We start from the raw sequence: 16,122 nt of genomic DNA, 5'->3' as shown, positions 1-16,122 counted from the left end.
CGGCATGTCATTCTCGCTGAAAAACCTGGTTCGTTCGCCGCTGGTGCCAGTATGGCTGATGATCGCGTTGTTGCCATTCGGGCGCAGTGCGGAACTGGGCACGTTTCTATGTTTGGTGGGCGTGGCGATCACGTGGCGACGCGATACTTTGGTGATGGTGAAGGGGCCCGCAGCGCGTTTGGTGCTTGCGTTGTTGGCCTGCTACATCGGCGCAGCATTGCTGTCTTCGTTTGCGGCGACAGCCCCCGGAAAAAGTTGGGGAACAGTTGCTGCGTTGCTGCGTTTCGTGCCGCTCGGTTTGTATGCGTGCTACGCGCTTCGTGGAAAACAGCGCGTGCAAGGTTTTTATCTTGCGGTCGCCGCGGTGATCGCATTCTGGGTGTTGGATGCCTGGATGCAAATGCTTACGGGTTGGAGTTTGCGCGGGCACGCGGAGCCTGAGCGCATTTCGGGTTTGTTTGGCGCAGACGATCCCAAGCTCGGTCCCACGCTCGCGGTACTGTCACCGTTTGCGCTGTGGGCGGCGCGGCATCGTTGGGGATTGCGCGGATTGATTGTTGCGTTCGTGTTGCTGCTGGGGCCGGTGATGTTGAGCGGATCGCGTTCGGCGTGGATCTGCTTTTCGTTGGTGACGTTGATGTTCATATGGCGCGAAACGGGTTCGCCGAAGCGGTTTGTTGCGCTGTGCGCGGCGGGGCTTGTGGTGTTGCTGATGGCGGGCGGTATCGCGTGGAAAACGTCCGAGCGTTTCGATACGCGCATGCAGCGCACACTGCTGGCGCTGGGCGGCAACGAGCAAGCCGTCAATGAAGCCATGACAGGGCGCCTGGATATCTGGCATACGGCCGTTCGCATGATCGAGGCGCATCCGATGACGGGCGTCGGCGTGCGCGGATTCCGTTACGCCTATCCGCAGTACGCGCCGCCGAACGACCATTTCATGGTGGGCGAGAATTGCGGGGAGGGTACGGGTGCGTGTCACCCGCACCAACTCGTGATGGAAATCCTGGCCGAAACCGGCGTCGTCGGCATGTTGCTATGGCTCGTGGGCGCGGTGATCGCATGGCGTGCCTGGCGTCGTGCGGGCAAGCCAGGGCGCGCCATCGCCTTTCCCGCGACCGTTTCGCTCGTGGCGATGGTGTTTCCCATCAATTCCCATTTCGCCTTCTATTCGGCGTGGTGGGGTTTGCTCTACGCATGGTTGCTTGGAGTATGGTGTGCAGTGCTGTTTGCAGTGACGGAGGAGCCGGGCGATGGCGCGTGAACCGCTCTCGGTGGTGGTGATTACCTACAACAACGCCGACACGCTCGACACCTGCCTGCGCGAAGTGGATTGGGTCGACGAAATCGTCGTGCTTGATTCCGGTTCCACCGACAGCACGGTCGCCATTGCGCGCATGCATGGCGCGCGCGTGGAAGTGCATCCGTTCGACGATTACGGCCCGCAAAAGCAACGCGCTTACGATCTGGCGCGCAACGACTGGGTCTTGAATCTGGATGCGGACGAAATTCTCTCACCCGGCACGCGCGCCATCATCGAGCGCGCGCTGGACGATCCGCAGCATGCGGGGTTTCGTTTGCCTCGGCGCGAGCGCATGTTCTGGACCGTGCAGCATCGCTGGAGTCATCGCAACGGTCACTTGCGCCTGTTCAATCGCAAGCATGGCGGCATGAACGATGTGGAAGTGCACTCGGCGGTCGAAGTGCGCGGTCCGACGAAAACGCTATGGGGCGCCGACTTTATCAATAACGGCGACGACGATATCGCCTCGCGCGCGGAGAAGATCAATCGCTACAGCAGCGGCATGGTGGCGCACAAACTTCGTCGTGGCCAAGGATTCACCGGATTCCGCATGGTGATTTATCCGCCGCTGTTCTTTTTGCGGCAATTCGTGCTCAAACGCTATTTTTTAAGCGGCTGGGCGGGTTTTATCGCTAGCGTGCTCGGCGCGCATTACGTGTTTTTGAAATACGCGAAGTTGTACGAGGCGCGCAGGGCTGCGCGCACGGGCCCGCAGGAAAAGCCTTAGCCGTCGCTCAAGATCCGCGCGAATTCGTCGGCGATGACGCGCGTGCTGAAATGGCGATCCACGAAATCGCGCGCGGCGATGCCCATCGGTTCACGCACGTCCGACTCGCACATTTTCAAAATCGCGTTGCGCCACGCGGCGACATTGCCGGGCGGCAAGAGCAAGCCGGAAACATTGGGGCAAAGCGTTTCCGGCACGCCGCCGATATTGCTGCCCAACACTGGCGCGCATGCGGCCTGCGCTTCCACCGACACGCGACCGAAGGTTTCCGTGGCGATGGAAGGAAACGCGAGCATCGAAATCGCGCTGTAGTACGGATGCACATCGTCGATCCAGCCGAGCACATGATGACGATGCGCAAACGAACCGGCATCGATGCGCTCGCCCAGTAATTGCGAATCCGGACCATGGCCCAGCCACAGGCAATGCAGGCGCGATTCCTGACCCATCGCGCCGTCGAGCGCATCGAGTAAGGTGAAAATGCCTTTGCTGTGATGGATGCGGCCGAAGTAGCCGATCACGATGGCGTCTTGCGGTATGCCTAGCTGATGCAGGATTTCGCTGCGACGTTGCGGATCGGGTTTGCACAGCGCCATGTTGACCGGGTTGTACAATACGCGCACCAACGACGGCGGCACGCCGCGTTCCAGATAAGCCTGGCGAGCGTGACTGGAGACGGCAAAAAAGCGCTGCGCCAAACGCGGCACCAAGTAACCGGAAAGACGCCCCATCGCCGGTGTGCGGTGACGGAATAATGCAACCGGTATGCCCAGCAGTCGGCTGATCAGAATCAGCGGCCAATACTCCTTGCCGAAATTGCCGACCAGCCAGTCCGGGCGAAGCTCGCGCGCGGCTTTCAAGGTGGCGCGATAGCCGCGCAGGTCGAACACGTTGCGAAACTTCGCCGGATAAAGTCGCGCGCCGGAGTTGGCGAGGCTGTTGGCGATCAAGCCGTCCGGATACACCACCGCGCTGACCTGATGTCCGGTTTCCACCATGGCTTGCGCCAGCGCCACGAAGTGCGTGGCGGCCCCGGTGTTTTCCGGGTTGGTGCCGACGAAGAGAAATTTCATGCGCGCTTGTTCTCGTAGTTGGTGAATGCACGCATGGCGAACTGCGGCAACACGTGATGACGTGCGACTTGCACGCGCGGCAGACGCCAAAGATCCGTGCCGACGACCGCCCGCCCGCGTTGCGTCGTGGTCGCGGCGATGTAGCCGCACGCGCGCGTGACGTCCGCGACACGATCGTTCATGTCGCCGTACGGATAGCAAAATTGCGTGACCGGTGAACCGAGGGCATCTTCGAGATCCGCTTTGCTGCCGGCGATCTCGTCGAGCAGTTGATCGTCGTTGCATTGCGAGAGTCGTGGATGATTGCGCGTGTGCGCGCCGATCTCCATGCCGCCGTCGCGCCAGGCGCGCATCTGTGCGGAAGTCATCAGTGGTTTGCGAACGCCGAGTTTCTCGGCGTCCCAATCGTTGTAACGGCCGATGCGCCCGCTCACGACGTAACAGGTCGCGGTGAAGCCGTAACGTTGCAACACCGGCATGGCCGATTCGAGATTGTCGACGTAGCCATCGTCCAACGTAATCACGGCGATGCGACCTTGTTGCTCGCCGCGCAAGAACGGCATCGCATCGGCCATCGACACGCCCCTGTAGCCCAACCGCTTCAGCAGCCACATCTGGCGTGCGAATGCGCCGGGACTCACATAGAGGCTGCGCCAGCGACGCAGGCCGCGCGGCGCCTGCGCGATGTTGTGGTACATGAAAATCGGGCAGGCGAGGGCCTGCTGTCCGTCCAGGGTGGTCACGCCGCGCTCCTTAACCGCTCAGCGCAAAATGTTACGGCAATCGGCGGTGCCGAATGGCGCAGGGGCTGACGGAACGAGCGGTAACGGGGCATGGCGAAGGGGCGCGTGGAAAAGGCCAGCCCGCTTATGTACCGGTCTAGGCTGACGTCAGCCTGTCGTGAGCGGCTCCACCGAGATCAATAAATGGGCGGGTAGCCTTCGGGGCGGGTTTTGAACCGTTTGTGCACCCACAGGTATTGCTCCGGGGCCTCGCGCACCATCTCTTCGATGCAGCGATTGACGCGCTCGGTATCCGCTTCGGCATCGGCGCTGGGTAGGCCTTCCAGCGGCGCGCCCAAGCGCAAGACGTAGCCTTGGCTTCCCGGCAGGCGGCGGTGAAAGAACGGGATGACCACCGCGTTGGACATGCGTGCGAAATGGTGCGTGGCCGTGATGGTGGCCGCCTTTACGCCGAAAAACGGCACGAATGCATTGTCCTTGCTGCGCATGTCCTGATCGGGCGCATACCAGAGCGTGCCGCCGCTGCGCAGGTATTTCACCGTGCCGCGGATATCGTCCTTGTCGAACATCGCGCGCGCATAACCCAGGCGCGCGCGCAGCACCGTCCATTCGAACGCGGGGTTGTCCATGCGTCGATACATGCCGGCGATGCGGATGCGTTGCGACACCAGCCGCGCGCAAAGCTCCAGATGCGAGAAATGGCCGCCGACCAGCAGTACGCCGCGACCTTGCGCATGCGCCGCTTCGAGGTGCTCCAGCCCTTCGAACATCACGGGGATTTTTTCGATGGCGCGCTCGGAGCCCATCCAGCCCAAGGCGAACTCGATCAGCATCATGCCGATGTCGCGCAGATGCGCATCGACGAGAGCGGCCTGCGCCTTGCTGTCGAGCTCCGGAAAGCACAGCGCGATATTGGTGGCGGCCACTTTGCGTCGCGGCGAGGGAAAGCGTTCGATGATCGCGCCCAGCATACGGCCCATGCCCATCAACACGCCGAAGGGCAGCATGGCGATGAGTTTCATGATGCCCACGCCGATCCAGGCCGGCCAAAGGCTTGGTGCAAGCAGGGAGCGGGTGAAGGTGGGGCGGGGCGTTCCGGGCATCCGACGCATTGTAGCGGTACAACATACATTCCCTCTCCCCTTCGGGACGCGGGGAGCGGCCATGGATGGCCGCGTTTTGAGGAGCGAGGAAGAGGGCTAGGGTGAGGGGCCAAGGCTTGCGTAGAAATGAATCAGCGCATGCGCTGACTTTTTTTGCTTTCAGGCATGAGCTAAGGACCTCGCCAGATCGGCCCTCACCCCAACCCTCTCCCCAGAGGGGAGAGGGAGTTGCACATGCATCCCCGTATACTTCCGCGTCCTGGACAGGAGCCTTCGTTGCGCTATCTCTACACGCTACTGATGTATCTGGCCACGCCGCTGATCGTGCTGCGCCTGCTGACGCGCGGCATGCGGTATGGCAATTACCATCAGCGCTGGCCGGAGCGCTTCGGCATTTTCAAGGCGCCGGACTTGCGCGGCAGCATCTGGGTGCACGCCGTTTCGGTGGGCGAGGTAAACGCCGCCGAGCCGCTGATCAAGGCGCTGCGCCAGGATTATCCCGAAGCGCCGTTGGTGGTCACCACCGTAACGCCGACCGGTTCGGCGCGCGTGCAGCAGCTGTTCGGCGACAGCGTGTTTCATGTGTATCTGCCGTACGACTTGCCGTTTTCCGTGCATCGCTTTTTAAAGCAGGTGCGGCCGCGATTGGCGTTGATCGTGGAAACGGAAATCTGGCCGAATCTCTATTTCGGCTGCTATCGCCGTGGCATTCCGCTGATGATCGTCAACGCGCGTCTTTCCGGGCGCTCGCTGCGCGGTTACGCGCCGATGCGCGCGTTGCTGCGTTCGGCGTTGCGCTGCGTGCGGCAGATTGCGGCGCAATCGCGCACGGACGCGGCGCGTTATCGATTGTTGGGCGCCGATCCCGCACTGGTGACGGTCAGCGGCAATTTGAAATTCGACATGCCGGTACCGGACGGTGCGCTGGAAGGCGGAGAAATGTTCCGCCAGCAATGGGGGCGACTGCGTCCGGTGTGGATCGCAGCCAGCACGCATGAAGGCGAGGAGCTCGCGGTATTGGAAGCGCATCTGGAAGTGCTCAAGCGAATTCCAGATGCCTTGCTATTGATCGCGCCGCGCCACCCCGAACGCTTCCGTCTCGTGGAGCATTCCGTGCGCAGCCTGGGCTTTACGATGGCCATGCGCAGCGCAGATCGCGTGCCGGGCGAATCGCATCAAGTGTTTTTGATCGACTCGATGGGCGAACTTATGCCGTTCTTCGCGGCGTCGGATCTCGCCTTTGTCGGCGGCAGCCTAGTGCCGATCGGCGGCCACAATGTGTTGGAACCGGCGGCGTTGTCGAGGCCGGTGTTGGTCGGGCCACACACGTTCAATTTCGAAGAAATCACCTTGGCCTTGATTCGCGGCGGCGGCGCGAAACGCGTGTTGCAAAGCGAAGCGCTGGGCGCCGAAGTACTGCGCCTGCTGCAAGACGAAACGAAATGCAAACAGATGGGTCAACAGGCGCGCGTGGTCTTCGATAGCGAACGCGGGGCCGTCGGACGCGTGATGGCTTTGATCGATCGCATGCTGCAGGAATGACGTACATAAAAAAAGGCCAGGAAATCCCGGCCTTTTTTGTCGAACATCGAGCGCCGACAAATTACTGGAGCAACGCGTTCACGCCCTGGATGTCGTCGTAGCCGATGGTGCCGGCCGACTGCTTCAGCAGCAGACGATTGAGCACCAACTGATGACGCGCGGTGGAGTACGTGCTCTGCGCCTGCGTCAGCGTCTGGATCGAGGTCAGCACGTCCAGCATGATCTGCGTGCCCACCTGGAAGCCTGCCTTGGTGGCGTCGACGGCTTTCTGCGCCGAATCCACAGCGGCCTTGCCCGATTCCACTTCGCTGATGCCGGCGAGCACCGAGTTGTAGTAGTTCAGCGTGTTCTGCACGGTCTGGCGGCGGGTCAGTTCCAGCGAGTCTTGCGCTTCGTCGCGCTGATCGATGGACTGGCGCACCCTCGACTGCGTAGCGCCGCCTTCGAAGATCGGCACCGACAGCGAGATGCCGATGGTATTGCCGTAACGGCCGTTGCCATTGGCGCCCAGCGCGTTGTAGCTGCCATTTTCCAGCCACGCGGTGGTCTTGGCGCGCGTGATGGTGCCGGTGATCGTCGGCAGGTGGTTGGCGCGCGCTGCGTTGACCGAGTGCTCGGCGGCATCCACGGACAGCTGTGCAGAGGCAAGCGTCGGATTGTTTTTCAGCGAGCTGTCGACCCACTGCTGTGGATCGGACGGCGACGGCGCATTCATCGGCAGATCGTCGCGAAGCTTCTTCAGGTCGCCGACCGGCTGGCCGGTAATGACGCTCAATGCCTGGCGGTCGTTCGCCAACGTGTTCTCGTACGTGACCGTGGTCGCCTTGGCGGCTTCGTAAAACGACTTCGCCTGATACACGTTGGTGACGGCGGAGATGCCTACTTTGAATTGCTGCTCGGCCTGATCGTAAGTGACGCGAAAAGCTTCTTCGTTGGCCTTCGCGTAGGCGACTTGTTCTTCGTCGTTCAACACCGTGAAGTAGGCGCCCGCCACGCGCACAAACAAATTCTGCGCGGCCGCTTCATAGGTTTTTTCCTGCGCATCCGAAGTGGAGTGCGCGGCCTGCAGACTGGCAATGTCGGACAGGTTGAGGATGGTCTGGCTCAACGTGGCCGAAACCGAACGCGTGCGCTCATGGCCGCTCGCCGTCGCGCCACTGGATTGGCCCAGGCCGCTGCTGCCAGAGAGGCTGGTCTGGTTCAAATCCATGCCAGCGCTGATCTGCGGCAACAACAGCGCACGTGCCTGCGGGACGCCTTCGTGCACCGCCATGCGCGTGGCATCGGCCTGCGCCAGTACAGGGTCGTTTGCACGCGCCTGACGGTATGCATCCAGCAAATCCTCGCCATGGCTGGGCAGGGAAACTGCCGCCAGGGTCAGGGCAAGGGTCAGAAGCTTCAAGCGCATGATTCGCCTCGTAAGGTTCGGGGATCGGGGTCAAAAAACAAAACGGCGCGGCGGTTCCGCGTGCGCGAGATAGGGAAGATCCGTCTCGAACAGATTCTCTTCGCGATAACGGCCGTTGCCCTCGTGCGTGATCAACATCACTTGCTGCGCCGGCGACTCGCCGCGAATGGCGAGCAGGCGGCCGCCCGGTTTGAGCCAGCCAAGGAAACGGTCGGGAATACGGTAAACGGCGCCGGTGACAACTACTGCGTCGAACGTGCCTTGCGGCTGCCATTCGTTCACGGCTTCGCCCGTCAGCAGCTGCGCGTTGCTGACGCCTGCGGCCTGCAAACGCTGACCGGCGGCCGCCGTGAAATCGGCATGGATATCCACGCTGGTGACGTGCGCGGCGAGGTTGGCCAGGCAAGCGGTGAGGAAGCCCGAACCGGTGCCGATTTCCAGCACGCTGTCTTCAGGTTTCAGTTCGAGCGCCTGCAGCACGCGACCTTCCATCACCGGCTTCATCATCACTTCGTTGTGACCCAGCGGCAGACACAGGTCGGCGAACGCCAATTGACGATGGGCGGGGGCGACGAAATCCTCGCGGCGCACATGGCGCAACACTTCGAGCACGCGACCGTCCAACACCTCCCAAGGGCGCACTTGGTTCTCAACCATGTTTTGACGCGCCTGATCGAAGTTCATCGCCATGGAAAGCAAGCCTATAGAGAGCGAAAAAAGGTCAAAAAGGATAAGCGTTTAGACCCCGTTTCGACAATGGTTAGGGTGCGGTGAGGTGCCGTTTTGACGAAGTGCCGGAAGTCATCGCAATGATCTGACGTAAGTCATGTAATCGCCTGTGTCCGCGGACACTTACGCGCTTTTTCGAGCGCGAAAAACGATGCTCGGATCGACCTTTATCGGCAGCATCGACAGCGCCAATTCGGTACTCGCCCCGAGCACGGGATCCAGCCGTTCGATACGCCCGAGCAACCACTCGCCCCGTCCAGCGACCGCCAGGCACCACCACGCCAGCCAGCGGGTCAGGCGGTGCCGATCCGTCGCATCCAGCGCCGCCAGGGCGGTGCGGATCGCGAATACCTGTCTGCGCGCTGTCCAGTCGGCGTCCAACCACGCCGAAAGTAGGCGCTGGGCCTTGCGATAGTGGGCGCTAAGCGCCAATTCGGGGGTCGTTACGCACATCGGCCGAAATATTCGGTATCATTCAGGAAATAATTAAACCGACCCGTATAATAAATTGGGTTTTTTGATTTGTGAAGGTGCACCCATGAACTCGATCCCGCTGACCAAGCCGCACGGGCCAGGCCGCCCCAAGGACATGGAAAAGCGCGCGGCCATCCTCGATGCCGCGAAGGCTCTGTTCATACGCAATGCCTTCGCCGGTACCAGCATGGACGCCATTGCCGCCGAAGCCGGCGTATCCAAGCTGACCGTCTATAGTCACTTTGGCGATAAGGACAACTTGTTCCGCGAAGTGATCCGCGCACGCGTGCAAGACCTGCTGCCCGAAGAGACCTACCAGTACGACCCGAGCGCCGATATCGGCGACACACTCCATCGCATCGCGCAGATTCACGCGCATCTGGACTGCAACCCGGAAACCGTCGGTACGTTCCGCGCCATTCTCAGCGACTGCCGCCAGGGCAATCCCCGCTACGGCAAGCTGATGTGGGAAGAAGGCCCGATGCGCTCGCGCGCCCTGCTGGAGCGCCTGATGCAACAGGCCGCCGATGCCGGCAAGCTCGACATCACCGATGTGACGCGCGCGGCCATCCAGTTCATCTCGCTGATCAAGGGCGACATGATGATGCGCCACATGTTCGGCTGCGCCGACTGCGCGCAGACCTACGCCAAGGAAGTGGAAGAAAACGCCCGCGCCGGCGTAACCATGTTCCTGCGCGCCTACGCCATAAAGCGCTAAGCCCGTTCACTCGTTTATCGCCCCGCTTCGTGTTCAAATAGCTGGGCCTGAAAAGGTTGTTTGGAAGCGGGGGTGCCGGCGCAGTCGGCTGAGAGAGTCCCTTCGAACCTGATCCGGTTAGCACCGGTGTAGGGAGCTTCGCCGCACGGAACCTGTCTCGTGCGTTGGCGCCGTCGCTTCGTTACTGTGCGGATTGCGCACGAACTCCGCGCCATTTGCGCGGATAGCCGAAGGACGAATGCCGATGAATGCCTTGCCCTCCGATCTCGTGCGCGCCGCGCAAGAGCTCTCCGAAGCCGTGACCAAGCCCATTCCGGGTTCGCGCAAGATCCATGTGCAGGGCAGCCGCCCTGATCTGAACGTGCCGATGCGCGAGATCTGCCAGGCGCAGACGCCCACTTTGTTTGGCGGCGAAAGCAATCCGCCGATCACCGTATACGACACCTCCGGCCCGTACACCGATCCGGACTACAGCGCCGATCTCGCTGCGGGTCTTCCTGCGTTGCGCGCCACCTGGATCGCCGAGCGCGGCGACGTGGAAGAACTGCCCGACCTCAGCTCCCGATTCGGCCGCGAACGCGCCGCCGATGCGAAGCTCGACGCCGTACGCTTTACGCATCTGCGCAAACCGCTGCGCGCGAAAGCCGGCGCCAACGTCACGCAGATGCATTACGCGCGCCGCGGCATCGTGACGCCGGAGATGGAGTACATCGCCATCCGCGAAAATCAGCGTATCGAAGCGCTGAAGCAAAGCGCGCTGCGCCATCAGCATGCGGGCGAATCGTTCGGCGCATCGCTGCCCAAGCTGATTACGCCGGAATTCGTGCGCGACGAAGTAGCGCGCGGCCGCGCCATCATTCCCGCCAACATCAATCACCCGGAAAGCGAGCCGATGATCATCGGCCGCAACTTTCTCACCAAGATCAACGCCAACATCGGCAACAGCGCGGTGTCCTCGGGCATCGCCGAAGAAGTGGAAAAACTGGTGTGGTCGATTCGCTGGGGCGGCGACACGGTGATGGATCTTTCCACCGGCAAAAACATCCACGAAACGCGCGAGTGGATCATCCGCAATTCGCCGGTGCCGATCGGCACCGTGCCGATCTATCAGGCGCTGGAAAAAGTCGGTGGCGTCGCCGAAGACCTCACCTGGGAATTGTTCCGCGACACATTGATCGAACAAGCCGAACAAGGCGTGGATTACTTCACCATCCACGCCGGCGTGCTGCTGCGCTTCGTGCCGCTTACCGCCAAGCGCGTGACGGGCATCGTGTCGCGCGGCGGTTCCATCATGGCCAAATGGTGTCTCGCGCATCACAAAGAAAATTTCCTCTACACGCACTTCGAAGATATCTGCGAGATCATGAAGGCGTACGACGTGTCCTTCAGTCTTGGCGATGGCTTGCGTCCGGGCTGCGTGGCGGATGCGAACGACGCTGCGCAATTCGGCGAACTGGATACGTTGGGCGAGCTCACGCAGATCGCGTGGAAGCACGATGTGCAGGTGATGATCGAGGGGCCCGGCCACGTGCCCATGCAGTTGATCAAGGAAAACATGGAGCGTCAGCTGGAGAAGTGCCACGAGGCGCCGTTCTACACGCTGGGGCCGCTCACCACCGATATCGCGCCGGGCTACGACCACATCACCAGCGCCATCGGCGCCGCGATGATCGGTTGGTTCGGTACGGCGATGCTTTGCTACGTTACGCCGAAAGAACATCTCGGTCTGCCGAACAAGCAGGACGTGCGCGACGGCATCATCGCGTACAAGATCGCTGCGCACGCCGCGGATCTTGCGAAGGGGCATCCGGGTGCGCAGGTGCGCGATAACGCCTTGAGCAAGGCGCGCTTCGAATTCCGTTGGGACGATCAGTTCAACCTCGGCCTCGATCCGGAAAAGGCGCGCGAATTCCACGACGAAACGCTGCCGAAGGATGCGCACAAATCGGCGCACTTCTGTTCGATGTGCGGGCCGAAGTTCTGCTCGATGAAGATCACGCAGGACGTGCGTGATTACGCTGCCGAGCATGGCGTCGGTGAAGGCGCCGCGTTGGAGGAAGGTATGGCCGAGAAGGCCGCCGAATTCCGCGCGCAAGGCGCGGAGGTTTATCGCAAGGCGTGATGGCGTCGCGAGCTTGAGCGGCCGGCGTGCGCCGGCTGCTCACGCCTCAAGTTTTACCTTCGGCTCGCGCGTATTCCGCAGGCGTGCGTCCTACCAATTTGCGGAAATCCCTAATGAAATGCGCCTGATCGAAATAGCCCAGCGCGAGCGCCAATTCCGTCCAGGCGACTGACGCGCCTGATTGCAATTGCGCCACGGCCTCATGCAATCGATAACGATTGATCACCCATTTGGGGCCGATGCCGACGTATTGATTGAACAGTCGTTGCAGTGCGCGTTGCGTGATGCCGTTTCGCGCGGCGAGCGCTTCGACCGACGTCAGATTGCGGTCGTCGACGATGCTCGCGACCATCGCGGTAACGCGCGCAACGTTCGGATCGTCGGATGGTCGATGCGCCAGCAACAATCGTTCGGCGGCGGCCATCATCGCATCCATATCTGCGCTGGCGAAAATATCCGATTCGAAACGCGCGGCGTCGTCGCCGAAAATGCGCGATGGTTCGAGCGAGCGATCCATCAGGTTGGAAACCGGCCCTCCAAAAAACGGAAAGAATCCGCCCGGTTTGAATTTGATGCCGAAAACGCGTCCCTGTCCTTCGAGCACTCGCGTAAAGCGGCCGGAATGCACGCCGTAGACGCCGGTCAATCCTGGCTCGACGACGAACTGCACGTTCGGATGCGGCAAGGTTTCTTGGCGCTGCGGCGGCAGGCCGCGCAGATCCCACGACACAAACCAGTAATGTTCGACGGTCACCGCCAAGGCGGGCGAGGGCGCGCGGCGAACATGCTGAAACTCACCCTGTTCCAGGCGCTGACGCAATACGCCCCGAGGCTTGCCAACCTCGCTACTCATGCGGGGCACGCCTGATGCTGGGTCGCTGTCGCGTTTTTCCAATCGTCATGGCGCTACGTTGTACTAATGTCCGGACTGGAAAGCGAATAGGAGCATCGCACCATGCAAGCAACGGGACCTTTTGACGTAAAACTCGCGCCGCAGCCGGCGGCCCCGGGGATCGAGCCGGCCAATCTGGGGCGGATGACCATCGACAAGCAATTTCACGGCGATCTAGAGGCGACCAGCCTTGGCGAAATGCTGTCCGCCATGGGGCAGGTGCAAGGTTCGGCGGGCTACGTGGCGATCGAACGCGTGAGCGGCACCTTGCATGGCAAGCGCGGAAGTTTCGTGTTGCAACACCACGGCATCATGGATCGTGGCGTGCCGCAGTTGTCGGTGATGGTTGTGCCCGACTCGGGTACGGACGCGTTGACAGGCTTGAGCGGTACGATGCAGATCGTGATCGAACAAGGAAAACATTCCTATATTTTCGATTACACGCTGCCATGATCGTTTGGACTGAATAAGGACGTTCCCGTATGAATCAAAGCATCTTGCGTGTTGGCGTCGCCGGGCTAGGGCATCTTGGGCGTCGATACGCCGAGTATCTTTGCCGCCGCGTTCCGCGCGCCCAACTGCGCGCCGTATGCAATCCAAGTCCGGAGAAGCTGGCCTGGGCGAGGGAGGCGCTCGGCGTTTCCCGTGGCTACACCGACTATACGGCCATGCTGGCCGACGCGGAACTCGACGCCATCTTCCTGGTGACGCCGACATCGCTGCATGCCGAGCAAATCGAGCAGGCGCTGGCGGCCGGCAAACATGTATTTTGCGAAAAGCCGCTGTCGCTGGATGCAGCGGCATGTCAGCGCACTGTGGCGTTTGCCAACAAATATCCCGATCATCGCGCGATGGTGGGTTTCGTGCGTCGCTTCGATACGAGTTACCGCGATGCCAAAGCGCATATCGACGCCGGCGGCATCGGCCGTCCGTTTATGGTTTACGCGCAAACCAGCGATCTGCTGGACCTGAGCGGCGAGCTGATGAAATTCGCGCCGACCAGCGGCGGCCTGTTTCTGGATTGCACCGTGCACGATATCGACCTCGCGCGCTGGTTGCTCGGTCGACCTGCCGCCAAACGTGTTTTCGCGATCGGCACGATCGCTGTGCACACCGAGCTGGAATCGATTGGCGATATCGATAATGGCGTCGCTGTGTGCGAATTCGCCGATGGCAGCATGGCGATGTTCTACGCATCGCGCACGCAGGCGCATGGCAGCGACTCACATACGGATGTGACGGGGACAACAGGCAAGCTCAGCATCGGCCGGAATCCGCGTTCGAATCGGCTGGAAATTTCCGACGAATACGGCGTTCGCAATCTATGCACGCCCAGCTATTTCGAGCGTTTTAGTGACGCGTTTCTTGCGCAGTGCATTCATTTCGTCGACGCCGTGCTCGACGGCACGCCCTTCGATCTGACCTTGGACGATGCGGCGGAAGCAACGCGCATCGCGGTCGCATTGCGCGAATCGCGTCAAAGTGGGAAGCCGGTGGATCTCTAGAAATCGTCGACGATGGCGCGATTGCGGAACGTCTTCGCGACTTTGCTTTCACTCATGCTTCGCGACAGCGAAAACATAATGAAAGCAGCATGAAGACCCAAGCAGGAGACAGTCATGACGGCGAAATCCTTCCTGACGGATATCGAAACCATCCGTCAACGTGCGCGCGAACATATCGATCGAGGTGCGATCACGGAGGGTTATAAAGCCGACCGTGACACGGTGATCAAACTGCTCAACGAAGCGCTCGCCACGGAACTCGTCTGCGTGCTGCGCTACAAACGCCATTACTTTATGGCGTCGGGCATTCACTCCAAAAGCGTGGCGGCGGAATTCCTGGAGCACGCCCAGGAAGAGCAAATGCACGCGGACATGATCGCCAGGCGCATTACGCAACTGGAAGGCGCGCCCAATTTCAGTCCGGACGGATTGCTGACGCGCAGTCACGCCGATTATGCGGAAGGCGACGATCTGGTCGATATGATCAAGGAAGACTTGGTCGCCGAACGTATCGCCATCGATAGCTACCGCGACATCATTCAGTACCTGGGCAACAACGACCCGACCACGCGCCGCATGATGGAAGAGATTTTGGCGAAGGAAGAAGAGCACGCCGAAGATTTGTCGACACTGCTCGAAGCGCTTGGCAAGAAAGGCGAGCCGGCGAAACCCGCCACGCGGCATTGATTCATGGCGAAAGGGCAGGTTGTTCGAATGCGCGCAACTTGCCGTGAAGCCGAATCACCAACCCGAAATCACCAGCTTGCCGATAGTGCGGCCCGACTCCAATCGGCGATGCGCCTCGCGCATATTTTCCGCGTTGATCGGGCTCAGCGATTCGTGTTGAATGCCGCGCAACTCGCCTTCGTCGATCATTGCCGCCACGCGCGCAAGGATGCGTCCTTGTTCGGCGATATCGGCGGTTTTGAAACGCGAGCGCGCAAACATCATTTCCCAATGAATGCCGATGCATTTGGCCTTGAAAGGATCGCCGATATTCAACGGCGTTGTCGGTTCCACGATTAAACCGACATGTCCTTGCGGCGCCAGCAATTCGCCGAGCTCGGTCCAATACGGCGCGACATCGGTAAGACAAAGAACGACGTCGATCTGATGGAAACCTTGCGCCTTCAGTTGCGCCGTAAGCGGCTGCCGATGATCGACGACATGCTGCGCGCCCATCGCGCGACACCACGCCTGTGTTTCCGGACGCGATGCGGTGGCGATCACGGTGAAACCGGCGCGACGCGCCAGCTGTATCGCAATCGAACCCACGCCGCCGGCGCCGGCAATCACCAGCAAGGTCTTTCCATCGCCACCGCGATCCGGGCTAAACGGCATGCGTTCGAACAGCAATTCCCACGCGGTGATTGCGGTGAGCGGCAACGCCGCGGCGCCGACGGCATCCAATCGACGCGGACGATGCGCAACGATTCGCGCATCCACCGCCTGATATTGCGCGTTGCTGCCTGGGCGCGTGGCATCGCCGGCGTAATACACCTGATCGCCGGGTTTGAATCCCGTCACACTGGCGCCGACCGCTTCGACGGTGCCGGCCGCATCGAACCCCAATACGCGAGGCTGCGATTCCACCTGCGGCTTTGGCGAACGTAGTTTGGTATCGACAGGATTCACGGAAACGGCTTCCACGCGTACCAGCAGATCGTGCACGCCGATCTCGGGCATGGGTAATTCCACATCGATCAGCGATTGCGGATCGTCGATCGGCAAGTAACGAATAAGAGCGACAGCTTTCATCGGGAAATCTCCAACGTGCGGTCAG

Annotated in this window: 16 protein-coding genes and 1 riboswitch; of the genes, 8 read left to right on the top strand and 8 right to left on the bottom strand. The window is 61.1% G+C overall.

The genetic code is table 11. The features are described from left to right. Positions 1–4 precede the first annotated feature (4 nt). On the top strand, positions 5–1,264 hold the full coding sequence (locus tag L0U79_RS00215; RefSeq protein WP_233839867.1) for an O-antigen ligase family protein: 1,260 nt from the start codon (positions 5–7) through the stop codon (positions 1,262–1,264). Continuing rightward, positions 1,254–2,030, top strand: a complete 777-nt coding sequence (locus tag L0U79_RS00210; protein WP_233839866.1) for a glycosyltransferase family 2 protein — start codon at positions 1,254–1,256, stop codon at positions 2,028–2,030. Before L0U79_RS00215 ends, L0U79_RS00210 begins: the two co-directional genes overlap by 11 nt. Here the strand turns inward: L0U79_RS00210 and L0U79_RS00205 are convergent. From L0U79_RS00205 to lpxL, 3 genes are all read right to left on the bottom strand, one after another. Next, entirely contained in the window at positions 2,027–3,103 is a 1,077-nt protein-coding gene (locus tag L0U79_RS00205; RefSeq protein ID WP_233839865.1) for a glycosyltransferase family 4 protein, read from the bottom strand. The genes L0U79_RS00210 and L0U79_RS00205 overlap by 4 nt on opposite strands. Next, positions 3,100–3,801: a polysaccharide deacetylase family protein gene (locus L0U79_RS00200; protein ID WP_233840105.1), complete on the bottom strand. Its 702-nt coding sequence runs from the start codon at positions 3,799–3,801 to the stop codon at positions 3,100–3,102. The genes L0U79_RS00205 and L0U79_RS00200 overlap by 4 nt, the downstream gene beginning before the upstream one ends. Positions 3,802–4,022: 221 nt before the next feature. Next, a complete protein-coding gene (gene lpxL, locus L0U79_RS00195) occupies positions 4,023–4,958 on the bottom strand; it encodes an LpxL/LpxP family Kdo(2)-lipid IV(A) lauroyl/palmitoleoyl acyltransferase (RefSeq protein WP_233839864.1) in 936 nt (311 codons plus the stop codon). 225 nt (positions 4,959–5,183) lie between these two features. Here lpxL and waaA point away from each other — a divergent pair, with 225 nt between their 5' ends. Further along, a complete protein-coding gene (waaA, locus tag L0U79_RS00190; protein WP_233839863.1) occupies positions 5,184–6,491 on the top strand; it encodes a lipid IV(A) 3-deoxy-D-manno-octulosonic acid transferase in 1,308 nt (435 codons plus the stop codon). A gap of 61 nt (positions 6,492–6,552) precedes the next feature. Here waaA and L0U79_RS00185 read toward each other — a convergent pair whose 3' ends face one another. From L0U79_RS00185 to L0U79_RS00175, 3 genes are all read right to left on the bottom strand, one after another. After that, on the bottom strand, positions 6,553–7,899 hold the full coding sequence (locus L0U79_RS00185; protein ID WP_233839862.1) for a TolC family outer membrane protein: 1,347 nt from the start codon (positions 7,897–7,899) through the stop codon (positions 6,553–6,555). Positions 7,900–7,929: 30 nt separating this feature from the next. Next, entirely contained in the window at positions 7,930–8,589 is a 660-nt protein-coding gene (locus tag L0U79_RS00180) for a protein-L-isoaspartate O-methyltransferase (RefSeq protein ID WP_233839861.1), read from the bottom strand. 162 nt (positions 8,590–8,751) lie between these two features. Continuing rightward, positions 8,752–9,081 carry a hypothetical protein gene (locus tag L0U79_RS00175; RefSeq protein WP_233839860.1) on the bottom strand — a complete coding sequence of 110 codons (330 nt, stop codon included), beginning with the start codon at positions 9,079–9,081 and terminating at the stop codon, positions 8,752–8,754. Positions 9,082–9,166: 85 nt separating this feature from the next. On the opposite strand from L0U79_RS00175, the gene L0U79_RS00170 reads away from it, so the two are divergent. Next, a complete protein-coding gene (locus L0U79_RS00170; RefSeq protein ID WP_233839859.1) occupies positions 9,167–9,820 on the top strand; it encodes a TetR/AcrR family transcriptional regulator in 654 nt (217 codons plus the stop codon). A 58-nt stretch (positions 9,821–9,878) separates the two neighbouring features. Next, positions 9,879–9,972: riboswitch (TPP riboswitch) on the top strand. A 92-nt stretch (positions 9,973–10,064) separates the two neighbouring features. Next, positions 10,065–11,942 (top strand): phosphomethylpyrimidine synthase ThiC, encoded by a 1,878-nt coding sequence (gene thiC / locus L0U79_RS00165; protein ID WP_233839858.1) that lies wholly within the window; start codon positions 10,065–10,067, stop codon positions 11,940–11,942. Positions 11,943–11,988: 46 nt separating this feature from the next. Here the strand turns inward: thiC and L0U79_RS00160 are convergent, their stop codons facing one another. Then, positions 11,989–12,795 (bottom strand): helix-turn-helix domain-containing protein, encoded by an 807-nt coding sequence (locus L0U79_RS00160; RefSeq protein WP_233839857.1) that lies wholly within the window; start codon positions 12,793–12,795, stop codon positions 11,989–11,991. Positions 12,796–12,897: 102 nt separating this feature from the next. On the opposite strand from L0U79_RS00160, the gene L0U79_RS00155 reads away from it, so the two are divergent. From L0U79_RS00155 to L0U79_RS00145, 3 genes are all read left to right on the top strand, one after another. After that, entirely contained in the window at positions 12,898–13,287 is a 390-nt protein-coding gene (locus tag L0U79_RS00155) for a DUF3224 domain-containing protein (RefSeq protein WP_233839856.1), read from the top strand. Between the two features lie 29 nt (positions 13,288–13,316). Further along, entirely contained in the window at positions 13,317–14,339 is a 1,023-nt protein-coding gene (locus L0U79_RS00150) for a Gfo/Idh/MocA family oxidoreductase (protein ID WP_233839855.1), read from the top strand. Positions 14,340–14,453: 114 nt separating this feature from the next. After that, on the top strand, positions 14,454–15,026 hold the full coding sequence (locus L0U79_RS00145) for a ferritin-like domain-containing protein (RefSeq protein ID WP_233839854.1): 573 nt from the start codon (positions 14,454–14,456) through the stop codon (positions 15,024–15,026). Positions 15,027–15,080: 54 nt separating this feature from the next. Here L0U79_RS00145 and L0U79_RS00140 read toward each other — a convergent pair whose 3' ends face one another. Then, the gene (locus L0U79_RS00140; RefSeq protein ID WP_233839853.1) at positions 15,081–16,097 is read right to left on the bottom strand and encodes a zinc-binding alcohol dehydrogenase family protein; all 1,017 of its coding nucleotides are present in this window, start codon (positions 16,095–16,097) and stop codon (positions 15,081–15,083) included. Positions 16,098–16,122: the final 25 nt, after the last annotated feature.

It is taken from the genome of Dyella sp. 2HG41-7, assembly GCF_021390675.1.
Taxonomy (GTDB): domain Bacteria; phylum Pseudomonadota; class Gammaproteobacteria; order Xanthomonadales; family Rhodanobacteraceae; genus Dyella_B.
Note: the sequence above shows the minus strand (reverse complement) of the source record. Positions and strands in the feature narration are given on the sequence as shown.